This window comes from Psychrobacter proteolyticus, from assembly GCF_038155145.1.
Lineage (GTDB): Bacteria > Pseudomonadota > Gammaproteobacteria > Pseudomonadales > Moraxellaceae > Psychrobacter > Psychrobacter proteolyticus_B.
The window spans coordinates 1-24,650 of the sequence record NZ_JBAKAY010000010.1; the positions used below are offsets into that span (position 1 = coordinate 1).

The 24,650-nt window shown below is 43.3% G+C and carries 20 protein-coding genes; 6 read left to right on the forward strand and 14 right to left on the reverse strand.

Translation table 11 applies throughout. The features are described from left to right. Window positions 1-257 precede the first annotated feature (257 nt). The 4 genes from fusA to V6252_RS12000 all read right to left on the reverse strand — a co-directional run bounded on the left by fusA (window position 258) and on the right by V6252_RS12000 (window position 5,327). Window positions 258-2,384, reverse strand: a complete 2,127-nt coding sequence (gene fusA / locus V6252_RS11985) for an elongation factor G (RefSeq protein ID WP_057761733.1) — start codon at window positions 2,382-2,384, stop codon at window positions 258-260. 343 nt (window positions 2,385-2,727) lie between these two features. Further along, complete coding sequence (rpsG, locus tag V6252_RS11990; protein ID WP_057761735.1) at window positions 2,728-3,201, reverse strand: 30S ribosomal protein S7; 474 nt, start codon at window positions 3,199-3,201, stop codon at window positions 2,728-2,730. Window positions 3,202-3,419: 218 nt separating this feature from the next. Beyond that, entirely contained in the window at window positions 3,420-3,794 is a 375-nt protein-coding gene (rpsL, locus tag V6252_RS11995) for a 30S ribosomal protein S12 (RefSeq protein ID WP_011281154.1), read from the reverse strand. Between the two features lie 411 nt (window positions 3,795-4,205). Beyond that, window positions 4,206-5,327 carry an EcsC family protein gene (locus V6252_RS12000; protein WP_341610585.1) on the reverse strand — a complete coding sequence of 374 codons (1,122 nt, stop codon included), beginning with the start codon at window positions 5,325-5,327 and terminating at the stop codon, window positions 4,206-4,208. Window positions 5,328-5,815: 488 nt separating this feature from the next. Between V6252_RS12000 and V6252_RS12005 the strand changes: the two genes are divergently transcribed. Together V6252_RS12005 and V6252_RS12010 are read left to right on the forward strand one after the other, a co-directional pair. Then, complete coding sequence (locus tag V6252_RS12005; protein ID WP_102091614.1) at window positions 5,816-7,051, forward strand: beta-ketoacyl-ACP synthase II; 1,236 nt, start codon at window positions 5,816-5,818, stop codon at window positions 7,049-7,051. A 3-nt stretch (window positions 7,052-7,054) separates the two neighbouring features. Next, window positions 7,055-8,785: an anthranilate synthase component I family protein gene (locus tag V6252_RS12010; protein ID WP_341610586.1), complete on the forward strand. Its 1,731-nt coding sequence runs from the start codon at window positions 7,055-7,057 to the stop codon at window positions 8,783-8,785. Window positions 8,786-8,938: 153 nt separating this feature from the next. Here V6252_RS12010 and hisC read toward each other — a convergent pair whose 3' ends face one another. From hisC to V6252_RS12050, 8 genes are all read right to left on the reverse strand, one after another. Further along, on the reverse strand, window positions 8,939-10,072 hold the full coding sequence (gene hisC, locus V6252_RS12015) for a histidinol-phosphate transaminase (protein ID WP_341610587.1): 1,134 nt from the start codon (window positions 10,070-10,072) through the stop codon (window positions 8,939-8,941). Window positions 10,073-10,146: 74 nt separating this feature from the next. Next, window positions 10,147-11,442: a histidinol dehydrogenase gene (gene hisD / locus V6252_RS12020; RefSeq protein ID WP_341610588.1), complete on the reverse strand. Its 1,296-nt coding sequence runs from the start codon at window positions 11,440-11,442 to the stop codon at window positions 10,147-10,149. Between the two features lie 251 nt (window positions 11,443-11,693). Beyond that, window positions 11,694-12,386 (reverse strand): ATP phosphoribosyltransferase, encoded by a 693-nt coding sequence (hisG, locus tag V6252_RS12025; RefSeq protein WP_101205353.1) that lies wholly within the window; start codon window positions 12,384-12,386, stop codon window positions 11,694-11,696. A 94-nt stretch (window positions 12,387-12,480) separates the two neighbouring features. Next, complete coding sequence (murA, locus tag V6252_RS12030; RefSeq protein WP_114701832.1) at window positions 12,481-13,749, reverse strand: UDP-N-acetylglucosamine 1-carboxyvinyltransferase; 1,269 nt, start codon at window positions 13,747-13,749, stop codon at window positions 12,481-12,483. A 111-nt stretch (window positions 13,750-13,860) separates the two neighbouring features. Then, the gene (locus tag V6252_RS12035) at window positions 13,861-14,112 is read right to left on the reverse strand and encodes a BolA family protein (protein ID WP_057761749.1); all 252 of its coding nucleotides are present in this window, start codon (window positions 14,110-14,112) and stop codon (window positions 13,861-13,863) included. 164 nt (window positions 14,113-14,276) lie between these two features. After that, window positions 14,277-15,272, reverse strand: coding sequence for an alpha/beta hydrolase (locus V6252_RS12040; protein ID WP_341610589.1), 996 nt, complete (start codon window positions 15,270-15,272; stop codon window positions 14,277-14,279). A 236-nt stretch (window positions 15,273-15,508) separates the two neighbouring features. Beyond that, window positions 15,509-16,309 carry a BON domain-containing protein gene (locus V6252_RS12045; RefSeq protein WP_341610590.1) on the reverse strand — a complete coding sequence of 267 codons (801 nt, stop codon included), beginning with the start codon at window positions 16,307-16,309 and terminating at the stop codon, window positions 15,509-15,511. Window positions 16,310-16,522: 213 nt separating this feature from the next. Further along, window positions 16,523-17,008 (reverse strand): YraN family protein, encoded by a 486-nt coding sequence (locus V6252_RS12050; RefSeq protein ID WP_298811454.1) that lies wholly within the window; start codon window positions 17,006-17,008, stop codon window positions 16,523-16,525. Between the two features lie 143 nt (window positions 17,009-17,151). Here V6252_RS12050 and rsmI point away from each other — a divergent pair, with 143 nt between their 5' ends. Together rsmI and V6252_RS12060 are read left to right on the forward strand one after the other, a co-directional pair. Then, window positions 17,152-18,108, forward strand: a complete 957-nt coding sequence (rsmI, locus tag V6252_RS12055; RefSeq protein WP_341610591.1) for a 16S rRNA (cytidine(1402)-2'-O)-methyltransferase — start codon at window positions 17,152-17,154, stop codon at window positions 18,106-18,108. Window positions 18,109-18,161: 53 nt separating this feature from the next. After that, the gene (locus tag V6252_RS12060) at window positions 18,162-19,181 is read left to right on the forward strand and encodes an adenosine kinase (protein WP_341610592.1); all 1,020 of its coding nucleotides are present in this window, start codon (window positions 18,162-18,164) and stop codon (window positions 19,179-19,181) included. A 115-nt stretch (window positions 19,182-19,296) separates the two neighbouring features. Here the strand turns inward: V6252_RS12060 and V6252_RS12065 are convergent, their stop codons facing one another. Continuing rightward, complete coding sequence (locus V6252_RS12065; protein WP_341610593.1) at window positions 19,297-20,634, reverse strand: O-acetylhomoserine aminocarboxypropyltransferase/cysteine synthase family protein; 1,338 nt, start codon at window positions 20,632-20,634, stop codon at window positions 19,297-19,299. Between the two features lie 251 nt (window positions 20,635-20,885). Beyond that, complete coding sequence (gene nfuA, locus V6252_RS12070) at window positions 20,886-21,569, reverse strand: Fe-S biogenesis protein NfuA (RefSeq protein WP_057761762.1); 684 nt, start codon at window positions 21,567-21,569, stop codon at window positions 20,886-20,888. Between the two features lie 563 nt (window positions 21,570-22,132). Here nfuA and V6252_RS12075 point away from each other — a divergent pair. Both V6252_RS12075 and V6252_RS12080 read left to right on the forward strand, forming a co-directional pair. After that, window positions 22,133-23,134 carry an alpha/beta fold hydrolase gene (locus tag V6252_RS12075; RefSeq protein ID WP_341610594.1) on the forward strand — a complete coding sequence of 334 codons (1,002 nt, stop codon included), beginning with the start codon at window positions 22,133-22,135 and terminating at the stop codon, window positions 23,132-23,134. Between the two features lie 410 nt (window positions 23,135-23,544). Further along, window positions 23,545-24,612, forward strand: coding sequence for a bifunctional nicotinamide-nucleotide adenylyltransferase/Nudix hydroxylase (locus tag V6252_RS12080; protein WP_341610595.1), 1,068 nt, complete (start codon window positions 23,545-23,547; stop codon window positions 24,610-24,612). Window positions 24,613-24,650: the final 38 nt, after the last annotated feature.

A 24,650-nucleotide genomic window follows, 5' to 3' on the forward strand; every position in this document is an offset into this window, starting at 1 on the left:
GTGGCTTGTTACGTTCAAACTTGGCCTTTGCCATGGGTATTTCCTCTTTTTTTGGGGTTCAAGACTTAACTCATATAAATATGATTATTAAGACGATTTTGACCACATTAAGATAATAGTTAAAAGGTTGCACATACTGATGTGCAGATATTATAAGAAAATCGCGGCCAATAACAAGTCTTTTAACAAGTTATTGGCGTATTCTTTAGTGACAATACACAGACATACTCTATATTGTCACCTTTAGTAAGCTTTATTTACTCGTCATCATCTTTAGAGTTGAACTTAGAGATGATTTCAGCAGCAACTGATTTTGGAATTTCAGCGTACTTTTGGAATTCCATTGAGTAAGTTGCACGGCCTTGTGACATAGAGCGCATTTGAGTGGCATAACCAAACATTTCCGCTAATGGTACTTCAGCACGAATCTGTTTAGTACCGCCAGGTAGATCTTCCATACCCTGTACCAAACCACGACGACGGTTAAGATCGCCCATGATGTCGCCCATGTAGTCTTCAGGTGTTTCAACTTCTACTTTCATTACTGGCTCAAGTAGCGCTGGATCAGCTGCTAAGAAACCTTTTCTGAAGGCCATAGAACCAGCCATCTTAAATGACAATTCATCAGAGTCAACGTCATGATAAGAACCATCATACAAGGTCGCTTTTACGCCAACTACTGGATATCCTGCAAGGACGCCGTTTTTCATGCGCTCTTGGATACCTTTGTCAACAGCACCGTGGAATTCTTTTGGTACAGTACCACCAACAACTTCTTCAGCGAATTCATATTCAGTGTCGCCAGCTGGATCAAGTGGCTCAAGACGTAACCAAACGTGACCAAACTTACCACGACCACCTGTTTGACGTACGAATTTGCCTTCTTGTTCAACAGTGTTACGAATCGTTTCACGATAAGCAACCTGAGGTGCACCGATGTTTGCTTCAACGTTGAATTCACGCTTCATACGGTCAACAAGAATCTCTAGATGTAGCTCACCCATACCACTGATGATCGTCTGACCAGATTCTTCGTCAGTGTGTACACGGAACGATGGATCTTCTTTTGCCAAACGGCCAAGAGCGATTGACATTTTTTCTTGGTCAGCTTTGGTCTTTGGCTCAACAGCTAGAGAGATAACTGGATCTGGGAATTCCATACGCTCAAGAGTGATCACGTTGTCTTCATCACATAGCGTATCACCAGTAGTCACATCTTTCATGCCGACTAGAGCTGCGATATCACCAGTACGAATCTCTGCAAGCTCTTCTTGAGAGTTTGCCATCATCTGTACGATACGGCCAACACGCTCACGCTTCATCTTAACTGGGTTATAAACACTGCTACCCTGCTTCATTACACCAGAATAAACACGTACGAAGGTTAAGTTACCAACGAATTTGTCATTCATGATTTTGAACGCTAGTGCTGAGAAAGGTGCTTCATCTGATGCTTCACGGCTGCCTTCGCTTTCGTCTTTGTCATCAAGAATACCTTTAATAGCAGGTACGTCGATTGGTGCAGGTAGATACTGAATAACGGCATCTAGCATCTTCTGTACACCTTTGTTCTTAAAGGCAGTACCACAAAGAAGCGGGATGATTTCGTTATCGATAGTTAACTGACGAATAGCACCGTGAATTTGTTCTACAGTCAATTCACCGTTTTCTAGGTATTCGTTCATCAACTCTTCATTTGCTTCAGCAGCGCTTTCTACAAGGTGCTCGCGGTATTCTGCTGCTTTTTCTTGTAGTTCAGTTGGGATTTCGCGCTCATCATACTGCATACCTTGAGACGCTTCGTCCCAATAGATAGCTTTCATGGTCACTAGATCAACAACGCCTTCGAAGTCATCTTCTTTACCAATTGGGATAACCAATGGTACAGGGTTACCACCCAAACGAGTTTTGATCTGTTCGATAACACGATAGAAATCAGCACCAACACGGTCCATTTTGTTTACAAATGCAAGACGTGGTACTTTATATTTGTTCGCCTGACGCCATACGGTCTCAGACTGTGGCTGAACGCCGCCTACTGCACAGTAAACCATGCAAGCGCCATCAAGTACACGCATAGAACGTTCAACTTCGATCGTGAAGTCAACGTGACCTGGGGTATCGATGATGTTGATACGGTGTTCGTCAAACTGTTTAGCCATACCTGACCAAAAACAAGTTGTTGCCGCTGAGGTAATAGTAATACCACGCTCTTGTTCTTGCTCCATCCAGTCCATAGTGGCTGCGCCATCATGTACTTCGCCAATTTTGTGGCTAACACCGGTATAGAATAAAACACGCTCTGTAGTGGTTGTCTTACCAGCATCGATGTGCGCTGAGATACCAATATTGCGATAGCGTTTTAGGGGAGTTTTACGAGCCATAGTGTTTTCCTAGGAAAAGTCGTGTATATAATAATGTATTGTGTCTCTACCTCATACTCTATGACAAAGCGTTCAGCTTCGTAATATTACTTACTGATTATTGAGCCTAATACGGACAAAAAAAGAGCAAATACTAAGAATAGTGCGGCATCAAATTTGGGATGCTCTCCAGCAAAAACTGTATTTGTTAAGAGAGACATCTGGATAGATGTCCGCCACCTCAGTCATCAATAAATAACATTTATATATGACCGAATGATGATGGCGGCAATCAATAGAATAAACAACAATGTAAGATTAAATGGCATGAGCCTCTAATCTCAAGCTACTATTAAAAAGTAGCTTAGAAACGGTAATGAGAGAATGCTTTGTTAGCATCTGCCATGCGGTGAACTTCGTCACGCTTTTTCATAGCAGCGCCTTTGCCATCAGCAGCATCATTCAATTCGCCAGCTAAACGCAAAGCCATTGATTTTTCAGAACGCTTAGCAGCAGCTTCAGCTAACCAACGCATAGCCAATGCAGTACGACGGGAGGGGCGTACTTCCATTGGTACTTGATAGGTTGCACCGCCAACGCGGCGAGCTTTTACTTCTACCATTGGGCGTACATTTTCTAGCACTTCTTCGAAGAAAGATACTGGATCTTCAACTTTACGCTTCTCACTTACTGTCTCAAGTGCACCGTAAACGATACGCTCAGCAGTAGATTTTTTACCATCACTCATTACATGGTTGATGAATTTTGCAACAGTTTGGCTACCAAACTTAGGATCCGGTAGGATCTCACGGGCAGCAACGACGCGACGTCTTGGCATAATAAATTTCCTTATCTTCAGGAGTGTCTAACATTCACAACATCGACTACTTATCATTAGGATATAGCAGTGAGTTATCAGTTAGCCTTACTGCATGGTGGTATGTTTTAAGAGTAAATCCCAGATATATGTTTATATAAAAGCGATATTACTACTGACACCAAACCCATGCACAGTTATTGGGTAGTGCAAAAAGCTTATCTAATAACGTTTAGTTATTAAACTTTAGGCTTCTTAGCACCGTACTTAGAGCGACCTTGCTTACGGTCTTTAACGCCTGCGCAATCTAATGCACCGCGAACAGTGTGATAACGTACACCTGGTAGATCTTTTACACGACCACCACGGATTAGAACAACACTGTGCTCTTGTAGGTTATGACCTTCGCCGCCGATGTAGCTTGATACTTCATAGCCTGAAGTCAAACGTACACGACATACTTTACGCATGGCAGAGTTAGGTTTTTTTGGCGTGGTAGTATATACACGAGTACATACACCGCGACGCTGTGGGCACGCTTCCAACGCAGGAACTTTTGACTTTTCCTTGATGGTTTTGCGACCTTTACGAATCAATTGGTTAGTTGTTGCCATAAGGCATCCTTCTCCCGTTTGGTATAAAACAAAAAAATGGGCCAATGCACCATCTATCTGACAATAATTGCAGATTTCGGGGCACCCATTTTTAGGACAGTGTATTATAAAGAGTTGTTGCTGCTATTTCAACCACTTATGAATGGTTTCGCTTTACAACATTTGATAGATATGCATTCAGCCTCTCATTGTATCACTTTATAGATTTTTCGCCGAAAAATAGCGTAAGAAATAAAGTAAACAAAGCGAGCTCAAGCATCATTAAGAAAAGATGTTTAACATTGAAATGGTACTTGATAGTAACTAAGTGGTGGTATTTATCCTAATTTTCAAGTCGTGTTGCTCAATCAAACCAAGATAAATACCATTGCGCTTATAAACCTATAACCAAACTAGCAAATAATATGTCTATTACTTGGCTTTTTTATCAGACGTTTGCTTGTCTGCATCTTTTTTACTGCTAGTTTCTTCTTTACTAGCTTCTTCTTTATCAGTGACTTTTTCTGAATCACTGCTTTTTTCTTTACGCTCTGTGTCTTTTTTCGCCTCATCAGTATCAGCCTTTTCTACTTTAGCCTCACTGCTGCTGTCATCAGTAATAGCACGATTGGCCAATTTTGCTTCTGGTGCAAAGGTCGCTTGAGCAACGCCAATAACTTCGTCAATCAACTGGCTATTATAGTGCATGCCGATCGCTACTGCGGTGACAGGAATAAAACGACGAACCCATGATAAATTAATCTGATCTAAATCAACACCTACTTGACTGGCGACTTTGTCTATTTGCTCAGCATAGAAATTCACATTTTTATTTTTTAGACCGAGATTTTTAAGTTCACTATGCAGTCCATTGCTCTGAGCATTATCAAGCAAACCTTTACCAATACCTAGACCAGCTAATAGCGCTTGTTTTTCTTGCATTTTGCTCAAATCAGCGTTTGATAGTAGTTCGTACGCCATCTTGACGCCTTGCTTACCTGTCAGCGGCTTATTATATACAGCAGCAATCTGATAAACCGTACGTAATGAAACCAATAATAGCCACAATGTATCAGCTAGCAAACCTGGTAGACCTGCCAAACCTGTCAAACCACCCATCATTGCAAGTGCACGGTTTTGGTTAGCAATATCAGTAGCTAGCGCATAACGCTCTTCGTCATCTAAAGTAGCAATATTGGCAAAACGATGCTCATTAGGTAAGTCTAGTTGACTCCAGTTCGCAGCGAGGTTGGCCACTTGGGCAAATGCGCCATCAACTGTCGATTGGAAAAAGCTATTCGGCACGACTTTCTTGGCGTATTTACCATAAGTAGCAAAGCGTGGTCCTAAAAGTTGCTGCGTAGCTTTTAAGGTTTGCTCACGAAACAAGTCTTGTTGGTAGTCTTCATCGCCTAGGTCGACGGCTTTGTATTGACGCGGTTTGCCTGTTTTAGCATTTATGCTGTCAATCATAGCCCCTACGCGCTCTAGGTTATTTCGAGTAAAAGAGCCAAGAGTATTAATGCTTTTAGAAAGAGTACTACGCTTTGCCATCGTGATGTCCTTAATATGATGAGTTGGTTTTTTAATATAGTTGTATTTTAATATGATAGTTAATTATTAATAATAATGAATCTATTATTTTAGCCAGTTATCGTAACTAGTGTCAGTGCGAACAATGTTATTAGAATCACAAATTTTGTATCTAAAGTATAATTCCGTCCATAGCCAGTAGCTAGGCTTACTTGTCATTTTTTCACTCAGTATTGAATCATAAGCGCTATTTTGTCGTTATTTTGCACTTGCGCAAACATTTTGAAAGCTTGATACGTTATCATGTGCCATAATTCACAGTACACTTGTACTTTATTTACAGATTACCATTTATAGAGCATCGATTTTTCTATGGTTTATATAATGGCGATAAAGTACGACGGCACTTAACATCGATTGATAGAACCAATATTTAATTAATAGAACCAATATTTAAAAACGATTATTGAAAGCAATTCTGAAGGATTGTTACTCATAAGGAATAGAATATGCGTCGCGTAGTTATTACTGGAGCAGGGATTGTCTCTTGTATCGGACATGATTTAGACACTGTCACCACTGCCCTCAAAGAAGGTCAGTCTGGCATCACATTTAATGATTCTTATGCTGAGCACGAGTTTAAATCACACGTGAGCGGTAGCATCAATCAATCAGAACTTGATACCAGTGGTATCGATCGTAAGCTGAAAAGGTTCTTTAGTGACGCCAGTCTCTATGCTTACGTCAGTGCGCTAAATGCGATTGAGCACTCAGGACTATCGCTTGATACTATTAATAACAACCCACGAGTGGGTGTAGTGGCAAGCTCGGGCGGCGCCTCAACAGAAAATATCGTCAATGCTATCGATGCTATGCGCGAAAAAGGTTTACGCGGTGTCGGCGCAATGGCCGTACCAAAAACAATGGGCAGCTCGGTATCAGCCGCTTTAGCAACTGGTCTCAAAATCCAAGGCGTCTCCTACTCGCTCGCCTCTGCTTGCGCGACTTCAACACACTGTATCGGTCATGCTGCTGAGCTTATCCAACTGGGTAAAGCGGATGTGATATTGGCTGGTGGTAGTGAAGCTGAGCATTGGACGCAGTCTTGTATGTTTGATGCAATGGGCGCAGTTAGTACTCAGTATAACGACACACCAAAACTTGCCTCAAGAGCCTATGACAAAGACCGTGACGGTTTTGTGATTGCTGCTGGTGGCGCGATGGTGGTTGTAGAGAGTCTGGAACATGCTCAAGCACGCGGTGCCAATATTTTGGCTGAAATTGTTGGCTATGGTGCCAGCTCTGATGGTGCAGAAATGGTTGCGCCAAGTGGTGAAGGTGCTGTTCGCTGTATGCAACAAGCCTTGGCCGAAGCGGGTCTAGAAAGTGTTGATTACATCAATAGTCATGGTACTAGTACACCACTGGGCGATATTACTGAGCTTAAAGCGATTGCTAAAGTATTTGATAATGACGTCAGTAAAGTACCTGCTATCAGCTCAACCAAATCAATGACAGGCCATAGCTTGGGTGCTGTTGGTGCACAAGAGCTGATTTACTGTCTGCTAATGCTACAGGACGGCTTTATCGCTCCAAGTATCAATGTTGATAACTTAGATCCTGCTGCTGAAGGTTTCGATATCGTCACCGAAATGCGTGAAGCAAATCTTGAAACCTTGATGAGTAATAGCTTTGGCTTTGGTGGTACTAACGCTACGCTAATTATCAAAAAGTTTGACGCTTAACCCATGCTTGTATCAAATCACAATACAACTGAGCAGACAGATTCTGCGCCATCGCCAGCTAGCAAACCTAGCTGGCGTTTTGGTGATTTGTCTGCTGCAGAGCTGATGCCGCAGCTACAGCGTCACTTGCTCGACCAAGATATTAAAGCAAACTGGCAACTTATTTGGCTTAATAACGATGGTCGACCAGTAATCGGCTTACTCCCAAAAGTCAGCTGGTCTGTATATCCCAATGATGAGCAAGCTTCTAGTGATTTATCTAATATTTACAAGGTGATTAAGAGTTGTCGCAATACTGACTTGAGTCGCGATACTAATATAAATAGCGCTGATAATAGTTATGCTAGCACGACAGCTTATATGAGCTATCTAGAGTGGCAAGAAGAGCTAATCGCTTATAGTAATGCTCAAGAAGTTAATCACGACACCTCATATATCAATAACGAAGAAAGCCCAAAACCCAGTTATCATCATGGGCTAATCGGTTTTATTGGTTATGATATTGCAGCTCTCGAACTAAGTCCTGCCGATAGAATTGAATTAGCGATGCAGCCGTCTGCTTCATTAGGACATTATGATATTTATCTAACACCTACGGCACATGCTGATACAGGCTGGGAATTAAGGAATCATCTAACTAACGATGACACTTATGAGAATATTGGTCATAAGACAAACGATAATCTTGTAACGACTCTTACCTCTTACCTCGACGAACTGGATCAAAAACTGTCTGATAACTATCTCAATCAACCACAGTTTAAAGATACATCAAACATCACTCCCCTAGTTTTAAGTCCTCGATGGAGCAAGCCTGATTATCAACAAGCATTTAATCGCACACAAGACTATCTACAACAAGGTGACTGCTATCAGATAAACCTGACACAGAAATGGTCTGGCAGTTTAGCGCGCGAAAATAACGATGTTCAATCAGCCTTTTCGCTTATTGACTATTTGCCTGCGCTATATCGCAATACAAAAGCACCTTTTGCAGGATATGTGAGCGTTAAGGGCAATGATGGTGATTACCTAAATAGAAACAACTTTGACGCAGATAGCAATCATTTTGAATTGTTAAGCTGCTCACCTGAGTTATTTTTTACATTTACTAGAGAAATCGACACTGGCAAACACTCTATTCGCACCAAGCCTATCAAGGGAACCATGCCGCGAGGTACGACTAACGAGCAAGATGATCTGTATAAGCAGCAACTAATCAATAGCGAAAAAGACCGTGCCGAAAATGTCATGATTGTGGATTTACTGCGTAATGATTTGGGTAAATACGCCAAAATTGGCACTGTGAAAGTACCACAGTTATTTGCAATTGAGAGTTTTAGCAACGTGCATCATATGGTCAGCACCATCACCGCTGAGCTAAAAACTGATACTCATCCATTGGCTGTATTGTTTGGTAGTCTGCCTGCTGGTTCTATCACTGGCACACCAAAAAAACGCGCTGTCGAAATCATCGCTGAATTGGAATCTACGCCACGGGGTGCTTATTGCGGCACTATGGGTTATATGAATTTTGATGGTAGTGGACAATGGAATGTACTCATTCGTACATTGCAAGCCAACGCTTTGTCGAATGATGGCTGTAATAAAGAAAGACACGTTAACCTATGGGCAGGTGGCGGTATTACGGTCGCGTCTGATTATGATGCTGAATACCAAGAATGCTTAGATAAAGTAGGTAATTTATTATCAGTACTGGCTCAAAAAACCTAAGATAGCGAACTCAAACATTATTACTAATTTAAAATTAAAAAAGCCTGTCAACGTTACGTTAGCAGGCTTTTTTTAAGACTTATCGATAGTGTTTTGCGTTTTAAGTAAAGAGACTTACCTACCAATATCCTATATTAAGCTATCAATCTAATATTATTCAGCAGCAACGCTAGCATCGACTTGCAAGGCTTTTAGCGCATCAATCAAACGGTTGTTCTGCTCTGCCGTACCGATGGTAATACGCAAGTACTCTGCAATACGCGGCTTATCAAAATGGCGAACGATAATGCCTTGCTCGCGTAACGCACTCGCGACAGCACTTGCATCACCATCTTTTGGACGAGCGAATACGAAGTTGGCATGTGACGGTAGGACCTTATAGCCCAATGTCGTCAACTCTGCTGTTAGCGACGTACGTAAATCAATGACTTGCTGACGGGTTTGCTCAAAGTATTCAGTGTCTAATACACTCGCAGTCGCACCAGCTTGAGCCAACTTATCCAGCGGATAGCTGTTAAAGCTGTTTTTCATCCGTGTAAGTGCTTCAATCAACGATGCATTGCCAAAGGCCATACCAACGCGCAAACCAGCAAGCGAGCGCGACTTTGAAAAGGTTTGGGTCACGATAACGTTATCACACTCATTGATTAAGCTCACCGCTGAGACTGGAGCATCTGCATTGCTTTCTTCTATCTGAGCAAAATCGATATACGCTTCGTCAATCACAATGACCGCATTAGAATGCTCACTTGCAAGTTTACGGATATCAGCAAGCGACAGCAGTAAGCCTGTTGGTGCATTAGGATTAGCGATGATGATACCGCTACAAGGCTGACGATAAGCATCAGGGTCAATGCTAAAGTCTTCCTCTAGAGGAATCTGTACAAGCTCTACACCAAACGTCTGTGCATATACAGGATAAAAACTATAACCAATATCAGGTGATAGCAGCGGACGCTCTTTTAAAAAGAAGCTAGCAAAGACTAACGCCAAGACTTCATCTGAGCCGTTACCAACGAATACTTGATTGATATCAAGGTTGTATGACTGTGCCAATGCAGCACGTAGGTCATTAGATTCAGGAGCAGGATACAGACGTAACTCATCAGCTTGATGTTCCAAAACCTTAGCAATAGCCTCCCCTACTTTTGGCGAGGGTGGAAATGGGTTTTCATTGGTATTTAGTTTGCATAGATTGTCGTGTTGCGGCTGCTCACCTGGAACATAAGGTGACAAGTTGCGCGCTTTAGACGACCATAGTCTGGTGTCTATCTTTGACTCACTCATAAATTATCCTACTATTAGCCACAAAGACTATTAAAAATAAATATCAAAAGTAAAAGCTAAAAATTCAAAATCAATTACTGATAACGATAACGAGCTGAACGCGCATGGGCTTCTAAGTCCTCACGCTGCGCTAAAATATCAGCTGTCTCAGCCAGAGGCTTGCTGCCAGATTCACTGCAATAAATGATAGATGATTTCTTTTGAAAATCGTACACACCTAACGGAGAAGAAAAGCGCGCTGTGCCTGATGTTGGCAGTACATGATTTGGCCCTGCACAGTAATCCCCAATAGCTTCGGGCGTATGACGACCCATAAAAATAGCGCCGGCATGACGAATATCATTCAACAGTGCATCAGGATTATCAACGGATAACTCTAAATGCTCAGGAGCGATACGATTGATAAGTGCCATACCTTCGCTACGATCTTTTACCAAAATCAGTGCACCGCGGTTCTGTAATGAGTCACGCGCGATATCTGCTTTTGGTAGCTCAGCCAATGCTTTTTCTATCTCAAGTGCTACTTCGGTGAGCTGCTCTTCGCTAGTCGTCACAAAGATAGCTTGTGCAATACGATCATGTTCAGCTTGAGACAATAGATCCATCGCTAGCCAGTCCGCTCTATCTTGTGCTTCGCCTTCTGCATATACCAATACTTCTGAAGGTCCAGCAATCATATCGATACCAACTTGACCAAATACTGCGCGTTTGGCTGCAGCGACATATTTGTTGCCTGGTCCTGTGATTTTGTCCACGGCTGGAATCGTTTCAGTGCCGTAAGCTAAAGCTGCTACTGCTTGAGCGCCACCGATAGTAAAGACGCGATCGACTTGGGCCAGATGGGCCGCTGCCAATACTAACGGATTGAGCACGCCTTTAGGCGCTGGTACGACCATGATAACTTCAGTGACGCCAGCTACCTTAGCAGGAATGGCGTTCATCAATACTGACGATGGATAAGAAGCCAGACCGCCCGGCACATAAATCCCAACGCGATCAAGTGGCGTGACTTTTTGACCCAATCGGTTACCTAGCTCATCCTCATACTGCCATGTTTCTTGTACTTGGCGCTCATGGAATGTCTGTACCCGAGTCGCTGCTGTGGTCAACGCTATCTTTACTTTTTCATCAAGATTGGCAAACGCTTCAGCAAGCGCTTCTTTAGACAACTCTAACTCTTGCATCGACGTTGCTGGATGCTGATCAAACTGCTGAGTCAATGCCAACACGACGCTATCACCATCAGCACGTACTTGGGCGATGATATCGTCGACGGTATGTAATAATTCAGCATCATTGACTGTCTCAAAGGCAAGCAACTGTGTCAATTGACTATCAAAATCGGCATCTTGGGTACTTAACTGGCGCATGACCTAATCCTATATCTGAGCATAAAGTAGTGCTAAAAATGAACGGTTTGGAACTGAGTAAAGTAGGTTTGTACGGTAAAAGTATTGCGGCTTACTCGACGTCTTCTTGTCTGATTTTTACGATGTTTTTATGTTTTCGCAAGCTAAGACAACAAAACCAGTTTAGCACGCTACGTCACTCATAGCCTGCTAAACTGGTTTAAAAATTTGTATAACCGTGCTTTATTTTACCAATGACTTGCACTGGATAATTAGCTATTGGCGATACTATTTTTAAAGCTATCTAAGATTGGTTCTAGTAATGCAAATTTGCGCTTATAGCTCACTTGATTGACGATCAGACGTGATGAAACATCACAAATGTGATCGCGTGCCTCAAGTCCATTGGCACGCAATGTATTGCCTGTATCGACCACATCGACAATCAAATCACCTAAGCCGACCAATGGCGCAAGCTCCATCGAACCGTAAAGTTTGATGACATCAACCTGCTGACCTTGGCTTGCAAAATAAGCACGGGCGACATTAACATATTTGGTCGCGATACGCAGGCGACGATTTGGCAGCGGTGCATCTTTCACACCCGCAGTCATCAATTTACACTGAGCAATCTGCAAATCGAGCAATTCATAAACATGATTGGCACCATGCTCAAGCAGCACATCTTTACCCGCCACCCCAAAGTCAGCAGCGCCATGTTCGACATAGGTCGGCACGTCGCTGGCACGCAAAATCAATACACGCACATTTGGATTTGAGGTCGGGAAAATAAGCTTACGTGACGCTTCAGGATCTTCTAAAAGATCAACGCCAGCTGCACGTAACAGTGGCATGGTCTCTTCTAGAATGCGGCCTTTTGATAAAGCCAAAGTTAGACCTGAAAACTCATCGTTTACTTCGTTTAATAAACCGCTGGCTGGTAAAGATTTGCTTGTCTCAGTCATAATGACATCGTGTCCATGTGCAGTCCCCTATTGAAAGGGGAGTTTTTAATTTATATCATAATATGGGTAACAGTCGATATTGAGTCAATCAATATTAAGCGTTGGTATTAATACGCTCGATGTTCACGCCTAAGCTACGCAGCTTGTCTTCAACATGCTCATAACCACGATCGATGTGGTAAATACGGTCAATTAAGCTCTCGCCTTCAGCAGTCGCCGCTGCCATTACCAATGACATAGACGCGCGTAAATCCGTCGCCATGACTGGGGCTGCAGTAAAGTTTTCCACACCTCTTACTACCGCAGTGTGACCGTCAACCTGAATAGACGCGCCCAAACGATTGAGCTCTGGTACATGCATATAGCGATTTTCGAAGATATTTTCAATAAAAGTACTTGTACCGTCCGCTAAGCAAGCAATAGCCATTAGCTGAGCTTGCATATCCGTCGGGAAACCAGGATGTGGCTGTGTACGGATATCAACTGCCTTTGGACGACCTTTCATTTGTGCGCGAATCCAGTCATCACCACTCGTGATAGTTGCACCCATATCTTCAAACTTCTCTAACACTGGCGTCAATAATAGAGCAGATGTTTTTTTGGTCAATACATCGCCACGTGTCATCAAGGCACCAGCAAGGTATGAGCCTGTCTCAATACGATCAGGTACGACTGAATACTCGCAGCCATGCAGACGCTCTACCCCTTCGATGGTCATCGTTGACGTACCGATACCGCTTATTTTGGCACCCATTGCAACCAACATATTGGCCAAATCAACCACTTCTGGCTCTAACGCACAGTTACCTAAGACAGTTGTGCCTTTGGCCAATGCTGCTGCCATGATGACGTTTTCAGTACCGCCAACGGTAATCATATCAAATGAGAAATTACAGCCTAATAGCTTGCCACCTTTTGGTGCTTGGGCTTTTACATAGCCATTTTCTACACTGATTTCGGCACCCATCGCTTCAAACGCTTTTAGATGCTGATCAACAGGGCGCGAACCAATCGCGCAGCCACCTGGCAATGAGACTTCAGCTTCACCAAAACGTGCCAATAACGGCCCTAGTACCAAGATTGACGCGCGCATGGTTTTTACCAAATCATACGGGGCATAAAAGTTATCGATACTCTTGGTATCGCAAGTGACCGTATCATCTTGCTTCTGGATTTTGATACCCATGCCACCGATCAATTCAATCAACGTTCGCACGTCTTGTAGTGACGGCACGTTATGCAGTGTCGTTGGGGTCTCAGCCAATATCATAGCTGCGAGTAACGGCAAAGCGGCATTTTTGGCGCCTGAGATGGTGACTTCCCCTGCGATACGACTACTACCAGTGATTAAAAATTGATCCATAAAGGTGACAACCTAGCGATGAGTATAAAAAATTATGAAAACTAGAACTACAACTCTCAACCATGCATATGGCCGATTCAGCAATATCTAGTCATATAGACAGCTATTTAATTAGCCTTTTGATTGAGCGTCCCACTCAGCAGGCGTCAGCGCTTGGATGTTGAGTGCGTGAATATCGCCACTCGCAATCTTATCATTAACTAACGCATATACTGCTTGCTGACGCTGAACCGCGCGTTTGCCTTCAAAGCTGGCATCGACCACGCGTACGTCAAACTTATTACCTTGGTTGGCAGCTTGAATAAAAGCGTCTGGGAAGTGAGTCTGTAAAAATGCGATCAAATCGTCAGCGTTCATGCTCATAAAATAGTCTGCCTTAAAGTTTAGAATAGGGTATAGATTTAAAGTGATGACATTATAACAAGAGTTTGCATATCTTACAGTACTGTCTTACTCAAGTGTGTTCAAGCATTGAGACAGTGCTATCAATTAAATGGTCAAAAGTCGCCGATATGCATAGTAATAAGCTATTTGAGCGTTTTATCCAAGTACGTCAACACTTGCGCGCGCACATCATTGACCCAGCGTAGCGGCGGTGCCATCGCGCCTATACTGGTTGCGTGACTGGCTCCTTCGATTTCGCCCGTTTCAACGGTTACGCCTGCTTTTTTAAACGCTTCTGTCATTTTGATTGTATTAGTCACATGTACAATTTTGTCTTTTTCCGCCGTTAATAATAAATACGGCGGCTGCGCGCCTTTAATCTGACGATCTGGCATCACCTCATCAGGTGTGGCATTGGGGCCAAACGCTGTTGCACTACTGAACTTGCGGAAATCATAGCTATAAGGACCCGCAATTCCGATAACGGCTGCAATATCTGTTGGCTTAATGCCATAAGGCGACAAAAAGTCTTCGTTGGCAACAGCTGCAACGGCATTAAACGCGCCAGCAGAATGCCCCATCACCGCTAGGCGTGACGGATCTGCATGAAGACTGGTCGCATTTTCAATACTCCAAGCAATTGCTTGAGCCGCATCTTTGACATAATCAGGATAGACATGTTCAGGCGCTTTACGGTAATTAATTACTGCGGTGACATACCCTGCTTTGGCTAAGCTCTGACCGACAAAGGCATATTGTTCTTTATTGCCGCTCTCCCATGAACCACCATGGACAAATACCACCATCGGATAGCTAGTGTTGATAGTACTCTGGGCTTTCATTGCCTGTGTCAAAGGCTTTGGGTAATAAATATCTAGATCTTGTGAGGGCTCGTCACCGTATAAAATGTCTTTGCTAACTCCAACGCCACCACTAGAAGTAATCCCATTGACGATAGCTAACGGTGATAGTGCCTGTGCGTTTTGCGTGGCTAACGCGATACTGCCCAATGCCAATATTGCCGCACCACCAAATCTCAATGTTCGCGTTTTCTTATGAGCAGGTTTATTGTGTATGCCTATATTACCAATGACGCTTGTTTCTTCATTTGGTTGTATATTTGCCTGTGAATCCTTCATGACCAGTATCCTATTATATTTATTTATCAATCAGTAGTAACAGGCTAACAGCGATAATGGTTCATCCATTAGCCAATGACGTGTTTGATATTAGTATCGTTGGCTAATGCGCTGACTCTGCTACGTTTTACTATTGATATAGTACTCACTGGCTGAAGATTTCTCGTGCCTTTACTGTTATCACTATTTAGGCTTATTGTGATTAACGTCATTTATCGCTTGGCGAACTAGAGTGCCTACTGGTTCTGATAAAGGTCAATATAAGGGCTTGATGACGGCTGCGTAGTATTGGCCTCTTCTTCCGTTATGACAATAGGCGTTGCCGTGCTGATAGTAGTATCTTGGGCAGCTGGCGCTGCTGCAGGATTGGCCAAATTATTCTCATACATGATGTCATCATTATTTATTTTCACCCCTCTATCGTCAACGACAGTTGTCAGCAATACCAACTCAGTGACCCCCACAGTACCATTGGCGATATCAATCAAATGACTTTGCTGAGTAGGTGTCATACGGCCCATAATATAGACCACACCATTATTGGTAACGGCTTTAATTTGTGAGGCACTCACACCATCGCTAGCGGCTATTTTCGCCAGTAGCTTTGAAGTGATATAGCCATCATGCACCGTTGAGCTATACCCTTTTGACGCACTCACTTCCATCTCATTGTAGACACGGCGTACATCCGGCATAGAGCTAACGACTTTTTCTACTTCTGCTTTAAGCGTTTCAGTTGGCACTTCACCTGTTAGCAGCACTTCGCTATTGAAACTATCGATACCCATACGACTGGTTTGCTGCAAGTCTTCTTTTAGCCCGTATACATTTATTTTGGCAGTATGTTCAATACTACGATCGAGCAGACGCTGCGGAATCGTGCGCTCAGTCATTGGCACACCATAAGTCCCTTCTGTACTGTTGGTCAGATAGTTGGTGGCACAACCTGTACTGACAACGCAGGCAGCAATCATAATGCCAGTCGTAATACGGCGTGATGAACCAAAAATAGCAGTGCGCAAATGCATCCGTGTCATTATTTACCTCTTAGAACATGGTTGTGACAATTTTATAAGTAGTGACGAGCTAAACGTAGCGGTAAGATAATACTGTATCTGATTTATAGAGAGTTGACTATAACCGCTACTTTACTTAATTTTGGCCATCAGCGGTTAGCTTTTTAGTAACGAACCTTACTTGTCAAATATGGTTAGATGCTTCATTTGGCAGCATCTATCTTACTTATTCTATTACCAAGCACTGGCTATAAAAGCATTTTGAATCCATTCTGGTTGATGGTCTAACTGCTCATTTCTTGAATTTGACTTACTCATCGTGTTGTAAGCAATGACATCAAACCGGCAATCATAATGAGCATATTCAGGATACTGCTGCAAAAAGGACTGTGCTGTCTTAATAACTTTACGCTGTTTGCTGGCTGTCACACTGAGTGCTGCATCGCCATAATTCGAGGACTTGCGCTGGCGAACTTCAATAAATACCAGTGTTGACCATGCTGAACCTGTCTCAATCATGACCAGATCCAGCTCACCTACTTTTGGCTGTTGCCAATTTTGCGCGACTAACCTTAACCCTTGCGCTTGTAAATACTCACACGCCTGCTGCTCAAACCGACTACCTTGGCGTTGTTTCGGTGAGGTTAAGATTAAGGGCTTATGGTTCGGCATAAGGTTGATTGGTCTGATTAACATTTGAGAATTATCATAGCACAACATGCTAAACTAGCCACTTCTGCGCATTCTACTCTCAAAATCTATCGATTGCCTCATTCGTTATTTGACTGAAAAACCATAGATAACGACTGTACATACTAGCGCACTATTATTTTCTAACGTCTTTTTAACGACCCGAGGTTTTCATGTCTACCCCTACTGCGATGCCAGCTTGTCTCTATATCGTTGCCACGCCGATTGGCAATATGTCCGACATGACAACGCATGCAATTGATGTCTTAAAGCAGGTCGCCATCATTGCCTGCGAAGACACCCGCACCTCAGGTAAACTACTGTCACATTTTGGCATCGATACCAAAGGCAGCAAAGGTGACGAGACAAAAGACTCAGAGACTCGTCCTGCCAAAAGCAGTATCGAAAATGATGACACGACGACAAAGCAAAAAGGTCACAATAAGCTATGGGCTTATCACGAGCATAATAGCGCCATTCAAACGCCCAAAATTATTGAAATGATTGAGCAAGGTCATTCGGTTGCCTTGATTAGTGATGCGGGTACACCTCTGGTCAGCGATCCAGGTTATCAACTGGTACAAGCCGCGCATGAAGCTGGCGTGACCGTATCACCTATCGTTGGGGCTTCTGCTGCAATTGGCGCATTGTCAGTAGCAGGGTTACCATCTGATCGATTTAGCTTTATTGGGTTCTTGCCCGCCAAAACGCATGGTCGTCAAAAACAGCTGAGCGACCTAATCGCACGTACCGAAACTTTAATCTTTTATGAAGCGCCGCATCGCATCGTAGCTAGTCTAGAAGACATGGCAACGATATTTGGTGCAGACCGCGCAGTGACTTTTTGCCGTGAATTAACTAAAACCTTTGAAACGATACACAAGAGCACCCTTGGCGAGTTGGTTGAGTTTGTCAAAGCAGATGATAATCAACAACGCGGCGAGATTGTCGTGGTCGTCGCTGGCGTCGGTGTGGCAAAAGATACTGACGACATCAGTACGCATGATAAATTGCTACAGCGTTTGCTAGAGGATTTGTCAGTCAAAAAAGCAGCCGCACTGGCCTCTGATATCACTGGCGTGAAGAAAAATGCGCTTTATCAGCGTCTACTAGAGTTGCAAGCTGACTAGTTTTTAATAATAAAAAGATAACCGTTTATAAATGAATTGAGGAGAGATAAGCAATGTACGATGTAATGGCAATAGGTAATGCGTTGGTTGATCACGAATATGTGCTGTCAGATGCGGCACTAGAAGAGACCGAGCTGACCAAAGGTAATATGACGTTGGCTGGTATTGAAGAGCAGCAGCAACTACTGGCTTATTTTAAACTGGCTGAGATTGAGCCATCAAAACAAGCAGGCGGTGGATCAGCAGCCAATACTATGTTTACCTTTGCAAGCTTAGGCGGTAAACCTTTTTATGCTTGCCGCGTTGGTGATGATGATCAAGGGGCATTTTATCTCAGAGACTTACACGAAGCAGGTGTCGCGACCTCAGACAAATCTATTCATGCAGGCGGTGTGACCGGCTCATGTGTGGTTGCCGTTACCGAAGATGGCGAGCGTACCATGCAGACTTATCTTGGCACCTCAAGTGAGATTGTCGCTGACAATGTTGATTTTGACGCATTGACCCAAGCAGATTGGCTATATATAGAAGGCTATCTGGCGATGTCTGAGAGCATCCAACCAGCGATGACTCAATTACGTCAACAAGCCGGTATCCATAATGCAAAAATCGCGGTGAGCTTTGCTGACCCTGCGGTAGTAAAATTTGCCAAAGATGGCTTGCTCAATATGCTCGGCAACAAAGTAGCAGTGATATTCTGCAATAGCGAAGAAGCCAAGCTATTCACCGATAAAAAACAAGTCAAAGCAGCAGCGCGTGCACTGCTTGAATATTGCCAAATTGCCGTCGTCACTGATGGTGCCAACGGTGCAGTCATCGCCCATCAGCCTAATGATGAGGCAGAAGTTGAAGTCTATGACGTTGCAACGCCAGCAGTGGCTAACGTCATCGATACCAACGGTGCAGGCGATAACTACGCTGGTGCTTTCTTATACGCATTATCACAGCAGTATAGTCTGCCAGAATGCGGTCGTCTTGCCAGCGAAATATCAGCACAAGTTATTCAGCAGTTTGGACCGCGTCTTGCCTCGCAGGATTATCGAGATATTGCGCAGCGTGTACTGTCTGCTTAATTGTTAAACACATCTGTTGAAAGCAAAACAAAAAGCCCATATCAAATCGATATGGGCTTTTTTTATATCATTCAGACTTGTTCAAACAGTTTGCTCAATTAATAAGCGCTTGTTGTTAAGCAGAAGCTAATGCTTGCGCGAGATCGGCTTTAATGTCTTCGATATGTTCGATACCAATCGATAGTCGTACCATATCAGTACTAACGCCTGCATTTTCTAGCTCTTGCTCATTTAACTGACGATGCGTGGTCGTCGCTGGATGACAGGCCAATGATTTTGCATCACCGATGTTTACCAAACGAGTAATCAGTTGCAGCGCATCGATAAAGCGCGCACCAGCTTCTAGTCCACCTTTGACGCCAAAGGTCAAGATAGCAGAAGGCGTGCCTTTCATATATTTTTTGGCAAGCTCGTGCTCAGGATGGTCAGACAGACCTGCGTATTTCACCCAAGCAACTTTATCATGGTCACGCAGATATTCTGCGACGGCTTGTGCGTTTTGCACGTGACGCTCCATACGCAGACTTAGCGTCTCCATACCTTGCAAGATACCAAAGGCATTTAGCGGGCTAAGTGCTGCGCCAGTGTTACGTAGTGGCGCAACGCGGGCACGGGCAATAAAGGCTGGCGCGCCTACGTCTTTTACGAAATTTACCCCATGATAGCTATGATCTGGCGTATTCAACAGTGGGAAACGCTCAGGGTAATCACCCCAAGCAAACTTGCCACTATCGACAATCGCACCACCGATTGAAGTACCCGTTCCGCTCATATACTTGGTCAATGAGTGAACTACGATATCTGCACCGAACTCAAATGGACGGCATATCGCAGGCGTCGCCACCGTATTATCAATCACGACAGGTACACCATATTCATGAGCGACATCACTGAGCGCTTGAATATCAACGATATTACCTAGTGGATTACCGATACTCTCGGCAAACACCATTTTGGTTTTATCATCAATCAAGTCACGAATGGCTTCTGGGTCTTTATGATCGAAGAAGCGCACTTCGATACCTTGACGCGGCAATGCATGGGCAAATAAATTGTAAGTACCGCCATATAGCGTTGATACAGCGACGATATTGTCGCCTGCTTCACAAATGGTCTGAATCGCATAGGTGATGGCAGCCATACCAGAGGCTACGGCAAGCGCACCGATACCACCTTCTAACGCAGCCACACGCTCTTCTAGCACCGCGTTGGTCGGATTCATGATACGAGTATAGATGTTGCCTGCGACTTTTAAATCAAACAGATCTGCACCATGCTGAGTATTATCAAACGCATATGAACTGGTATGATAAATAGGCACGGCGACTGCTTTGGTCGTTGGCTCTACACTATAGCCGGCATGAATCGCTAAGGTCTCAAGACGTTGAGGTGTTTCTAGTTGGTGGGTTTCTGATTTTTGGGCTGTTTGCTGGTCTGCTGATCCGTCACTCATAGTACATTCCTTTATTTTGATAAAAGATGATTTGTTGACGACGTATCGTTCAAAAACCACCTTAAAAAACTGTCTGCTAAATCATAGCAATAAAAAAAGCTGAGTTCATCATAACTCAGCTTCTTTATTAAAAGAATAGCAAAATACTCATCTCTTCATGACAAATATTCATAAGCAGCAAACCAAACAGGCATATCTATACTAGAGATAATGGCCACCTTTGTAGCAGCCACTTTGCTTTTAACTGTTTTTTATTTGTAGTAAGCATTCTCTGTACGAGTATGGTCAGTTTCATCAACCACTTGGGTCAATTCTGGAATTTGCTGTTTTAGCTGCACTTCAACGCCTTGACGTAGAGTCATATCAACCGCTGAGCACCCTTGGCAACCACCACCAAATTTCAATACAGCGGTTAGACCAATGCCTTCTTCATCAATCAGCTCAAGCAACTGTACGTCACCGCCATGCGCTGCCAAGCCAGGGTTAATCTCTGACTGCAATACATAGTTGATGCGCTCTTCGACACTGGCATCAGCGCCTACTTTAGGTACTTTAGAGTTTGGCGCGCGGAAAGTCAGCTGACCACCAAAACGGTCTTTATTATAATCAATGACCGCGTCTTCTAGATAAGGTACTGACGCCGCCTCAATAAAGGCAGAAAAGTTTTCATACGTAAAACGCAAGTCAGCGCTGTCTTCTTCGCCCGGCTGGTTATAAGCCATGCAGCACTCCGCACGCGGCGTACCAGGATGCTCAACGAAAATACGCACACCGATACCATCGGTATCTTGCTTAGATAACAAATCTGCCAAGTAGCCTTGAGCTGACTCAGTGATAGTAATGTTGCTTTTCGCTTCGACTTGCTCGGTATCTAGAGCTGATTCATAGCCAGCAGTTTGGTCTAGTTGGTTATCAGCTTGGTTTTGCTCACTCATAATGTTTCCTATGCGTTATGACACAAACGCTATATCTATTATGGCTACTGTGTCGTGAATTTGGATTTTTAAAATGTTTACGATTTATATAAGGCATGCAGACTGGCAATGATATTTATTATTGTATGACATTGACCGACATGAGTATAAAGTTTAATCCGTCTATAGCAGTTATTATACCTGAATCAAGCATCAATTCCGACCACGCTACTGTGAATTGAACTGAGGCTATTGTAAATGGTTGTCATTGGTTTTTTTAATGATACTAACAGGTGGCGAAACAACTTTATATTTAGACGAGAAACCACAAACACGCTAAATGACTATGTTGGCTGCCAAGTTATTCTCTATATAAAGACAGCGGTACCATTTATCAAGCGCACTCAGCATTTTCGATATGCCATACCATTCACATCTAGTCCGAGCAAGTCATCTGGTTTTGACGTAGTATTGTTAATTTGAATGATTGTGCGCAGTAGCGTTATTAGCATGGTAGCTTTTAATTGCCTTGTATAAATATCAGCTTGTATAAAGATTATGTATTTTTTGGATAGGATCATTTTATGATGACACGGACGTTGCACCTAGTAACTACCAAGGATGATGAGAAAATTGCCATTTGGAAAGTAGTCGATAATCCAGACAAAGATACGATAGCTAACACGTCAGAAAACAGCCTACCTAACATCACACCGCAAAACATATTTTTGACGCATGGTACGTTTTCTGACAAGCAAACTTGCCTCAAAATCGCCGAATATTTTGCAGGGCTTGGTCATCATTGCTACATTATGGAATGGCGCGGACATGGTGATAGCTCGCTACCGAAAGAAAAATTCAACTTTGAGACCGTCGCCACTTACGACTATGAAGCGACTTTTCGTTATTTCTTTGAAGAATTAAAATTCAATAACCTGCACTGCGTTACTCATAGTGGTGGCGGTGTTGGTTTGACCATGTTTCTTGTCCAAAACCCAAGCTATATCGATAAGGTCAATAGCATCAGTATGTTTGCCTGCCAAGCTTTTGGCGCAGTAAAGGACTCGACCAGCCACGCGAAAATCCTTATGGCCAAGATAGTTACTCGACTGGTCGGCTTCATACCCGCTAAGCAGTTCAAGGTAGGCCCTTTTAACGAAAGCTACTATACGATGACCCAGTGGTACGATTGGAATTTGCGTAAAAACTTTAAAAGCAGCTTTTTGAATAAGGCTAATTTCGATAAAGGCAGGACAAATACAGAAGAAATGAACGGAAGCATTAATCAGCAGAAAAGTACTGGTGATGACTTTATCGACTATCGTCATCATATGCCACAGATTACCATTCCTGTTTATTCTATCAGTGCGAAAGGCGATACCTTCATATCCCCTACTTGCGGCTGCCGTTTGTTTTTTGAAGGCTTTAACAATTCAACCAATATCTTTCGAGAGTATTCGCTCAGTAACGGCAATTTAGATGACTATACGCACAGTCGCATTATGGTTAGCCGCAATGCTGCAACAGAGATATGGCCAACGGTGACGGCATGGATAGAGAAGCATGCAAGAACTCAGGATAAATAATGACCACTTTAATACTGATGACCTTTACTGTTTTAACTATTGCTATGTCAATTGTCTATCAGTACTACTTTACTATGACCAAGCAAATAATGAATGGTTACGATAAAGCGCCCTATGTACTCGTCCTGTTTTATAATCCCTCATATCACATAATCTTTTATGCGGATCACAAAAGTGACCTAACCCCCAAAGAAGCAAATGCTTTTAAGTGCTACTTCTCAATATATACTGTCATGATTATTTTATTTATTACCCTGTTCCTTATAGGAAATACACTCATCTATCTACATACAACCTAACTAACAGGTTCAACAAAACATCTTTATACTTGTCAGAAAGTCATAGGCTGTGTCAGTATTAGCGTCATTAATTTTTAATCAATAAAAATAAGTCGTAGGAAGTTGGCGTCTATGAGTGAATTATCAGAGCAACAGTCAGATAAGCAAAACCTAGATCAGAAAAGCAGTAAACACTATCGTTATCTAGTCTTTATCGGACGCTTTCAGCCGTTTCATGCTGGGCACAAAGCCGTCATCGATGAGGCATTAAAACGCTCAGATGAAGTGATTATGCTGATCGGCTCAGCCAACTTGCCACGTAGCTTACGCAATCCATTTAGCGTCGCTGAGCGTGCCGCAATGATTAAGGGCGCCTACTCTGAAGAAGAAGCCGCACGCATTCACTGTGTTGGCTTAGATGACGCACTCTACAATGACACCCGCTGGCTACAGTATGTGCAGGCAGGCGTAAAATCTGTCACTGGTGACTTGCAGACGAATATTGGCTTGATTGGTCATTCAAAAGATAGCTCATCTTACTATCTGTCATTGTTCCCCAACTGGGACTCTGTGTCAGTGCCCAATTATCACAATTTATCAGCCACGCCTATTCGCGACAGCTACCTGATGGGTGCCACGCCGACACCTGAGCGTACGCCTGAGTCTACGCGCAACGTCCTCGATGCATTCAAACAAACTGACGACTATCATCAGCTGCATGAAGAAGCAGACTTTATTGATAAATATAAAAGACAATGGGAATCAGCACCATACCCGCCGACCTTTATGACTGCCGATGCATTGATTGTACAGTCAGGCCATATCCTACTGGTTGAGCGACGCAGTATGCCAGGTCGTGGACTCTGGGCGCTGCCAGGTGGATTTCTAAATCCAAAAGAGACGCTGTTTGATGCTTGTATCCGTGAGCTACGTGAAGAAACTCGCCTCAAAGTGCCTGAGCCAGTACTGCGCGGCTCTTGCCATAGCCAACATACCTTTGACGATCCATATCGCTCAGCGCGTGGTCGCACCATTACTCAAGCGTTTTATTTTCAGCTCAAAAACGATCCGAAAGGTTTGCCAAAAGTAAAAGGCGGCGATGATGCGACCAAAGCATTTTGGTTACCATTGGCTGAGCTCGATGCCAAAATGATGTTTGAAGATCACTACGCGATTATTACTAAAATGGTTGGCTTGTAGTTCACTGCTAATCTTTTTTTCTAGTAGCTTTCTTTAGT

Bases quoted from the DNA above. Each gene is read 5' to 3' on its own strand.
- fusA (WP_057761733.1), bottom strand. From the start codon at position 2,384: ATGGCTCGTAAAACTCCCCTAAAACGCTATCGCAATATTGGTATCTCA.
- rpsG (WP_057761735.1), bottom strand. From the start codon at position 3,201: ATGCCAAGACGTCGCGTCGTTGCTGCCCGTGAGATCCTACCGGATCCT.
- rpsL (WP_011281154.1), bottom strand. From the start codon at position 3,794: ATGGCAACAACTAACCAATTGATTCGTAAAGGTCGCAAAACCATCAAG.
- V6252_RS12000 (WP_341610585.1), bottom strand. From the start codon at position 5,327: ATGGCAAAGCGTAGTACTCTTTCTAAAAGCATTAATACTCTTGGCTCT.
- V6252_RS12005 (WP_102091614.1), top strand. From the start codon at position 5,816: ATGCGTCGCGTAGTTATTACTGGAGCAGGGATTGTCTCTTGTATCGGA.
- V6252_RS12010 (WP_341610586.1), top strand. From the start codon at position 7,055: ATGCTTGTATCAAATCACAATACAACTGAGCAGACAGATTCTGCGCCA.
- hisC (WP_341610587.1), bottom strand. From the start codon at position 10,072: ATGAGTGAGTCAAAGATAGACACCAGACTATGGTCGTCTAAAGCGCGC.
- hisD (WP_341610588.1), bottom strand. From the start codon at position 11,442: ATGCGCCAGTTAAGTACCCAAGATGCCGATTTTGATAGTCAATTGACA.
- hisG (WP_101205353.1), bottom strand. From the start codon at position 12,386: ATGACTGAGACAAGCAAATCTTTACCAGCCAGCGGTTTATTAAACGAA.
- murA (WP_114701832.1), bottom strand. From the start codon at position 13,749: ATGGATCAATTTTTAATCACTGGTAGTAGTCGTATCGCAGGGGAAGTC.
- V6252_RS12035 (WP_057761749.1), bottom strand. From the start codon at position 14,112: ATGAGCATGAACGCTGACGATTTGATCGCATTTTTACAGACTCACTTC.
- V6252_RS12040 (WP_341610589.1), bottom strand. From the start codon at position 15,272: ATGAAGGATTCACAGGCAAATATACAACCAAATGAAGAAACAAGCGTC.
- V6252_RS12045 (WP_341610590.1), bottom strand. From the start codon at position 16,309: ATGACACGGATGCATTTGCGCACTGCTATTTTTGGTTCATCACGCCGT.
- V6252_RS12050 (WP_298811454.1), bottom strand. From the start codon at position 17,008: ATGTTGTGCTATGATAATTCTCAAATGTTAATCAGACCAATCAACCTT.
- rsmI (WP_341610591.1), top strand. From the start codon at position 17,152: ATGTCTACCCCTACTGCGATGCCAGCTTGTCTCTATATCGTTGCCACG.
- V6252_RS12060 (WP_341610592.1), top strand. From the start codon at position 18,162: ATGTACGATGTAATGGCAATAGGTAATGCGTTGGTTGATCACGAATAT.
- V6252_RS12065 (WP_341610593.1), bottom strand. From the start codon at position 20,634: ATGAGTGACGGATCAGCAGACCAGCAAACAGCCCAAAAATCAGAAACC.
- nfuA (WP_057761762.1), bottom strand. From the start codon at position 21,569: ATGAGTGAGCAAAACCAAGCTGATAACCAACTAGACCAAACTGCTGGC.
- V6252_RS12075 (WP_341610594.1), top strand. From the start codon at position 22,133: ATGATGACACGGACGTTGCACCTAGTAACTACCAAGGATGATGAGAAA.
- V6252_RS12080 (WP_341610595.1), top strand. From the start codon at position 23,545: ATGAGTGAATTATCAGAGCAACAGTCAGATAAGCAAAACCTAGATCAG.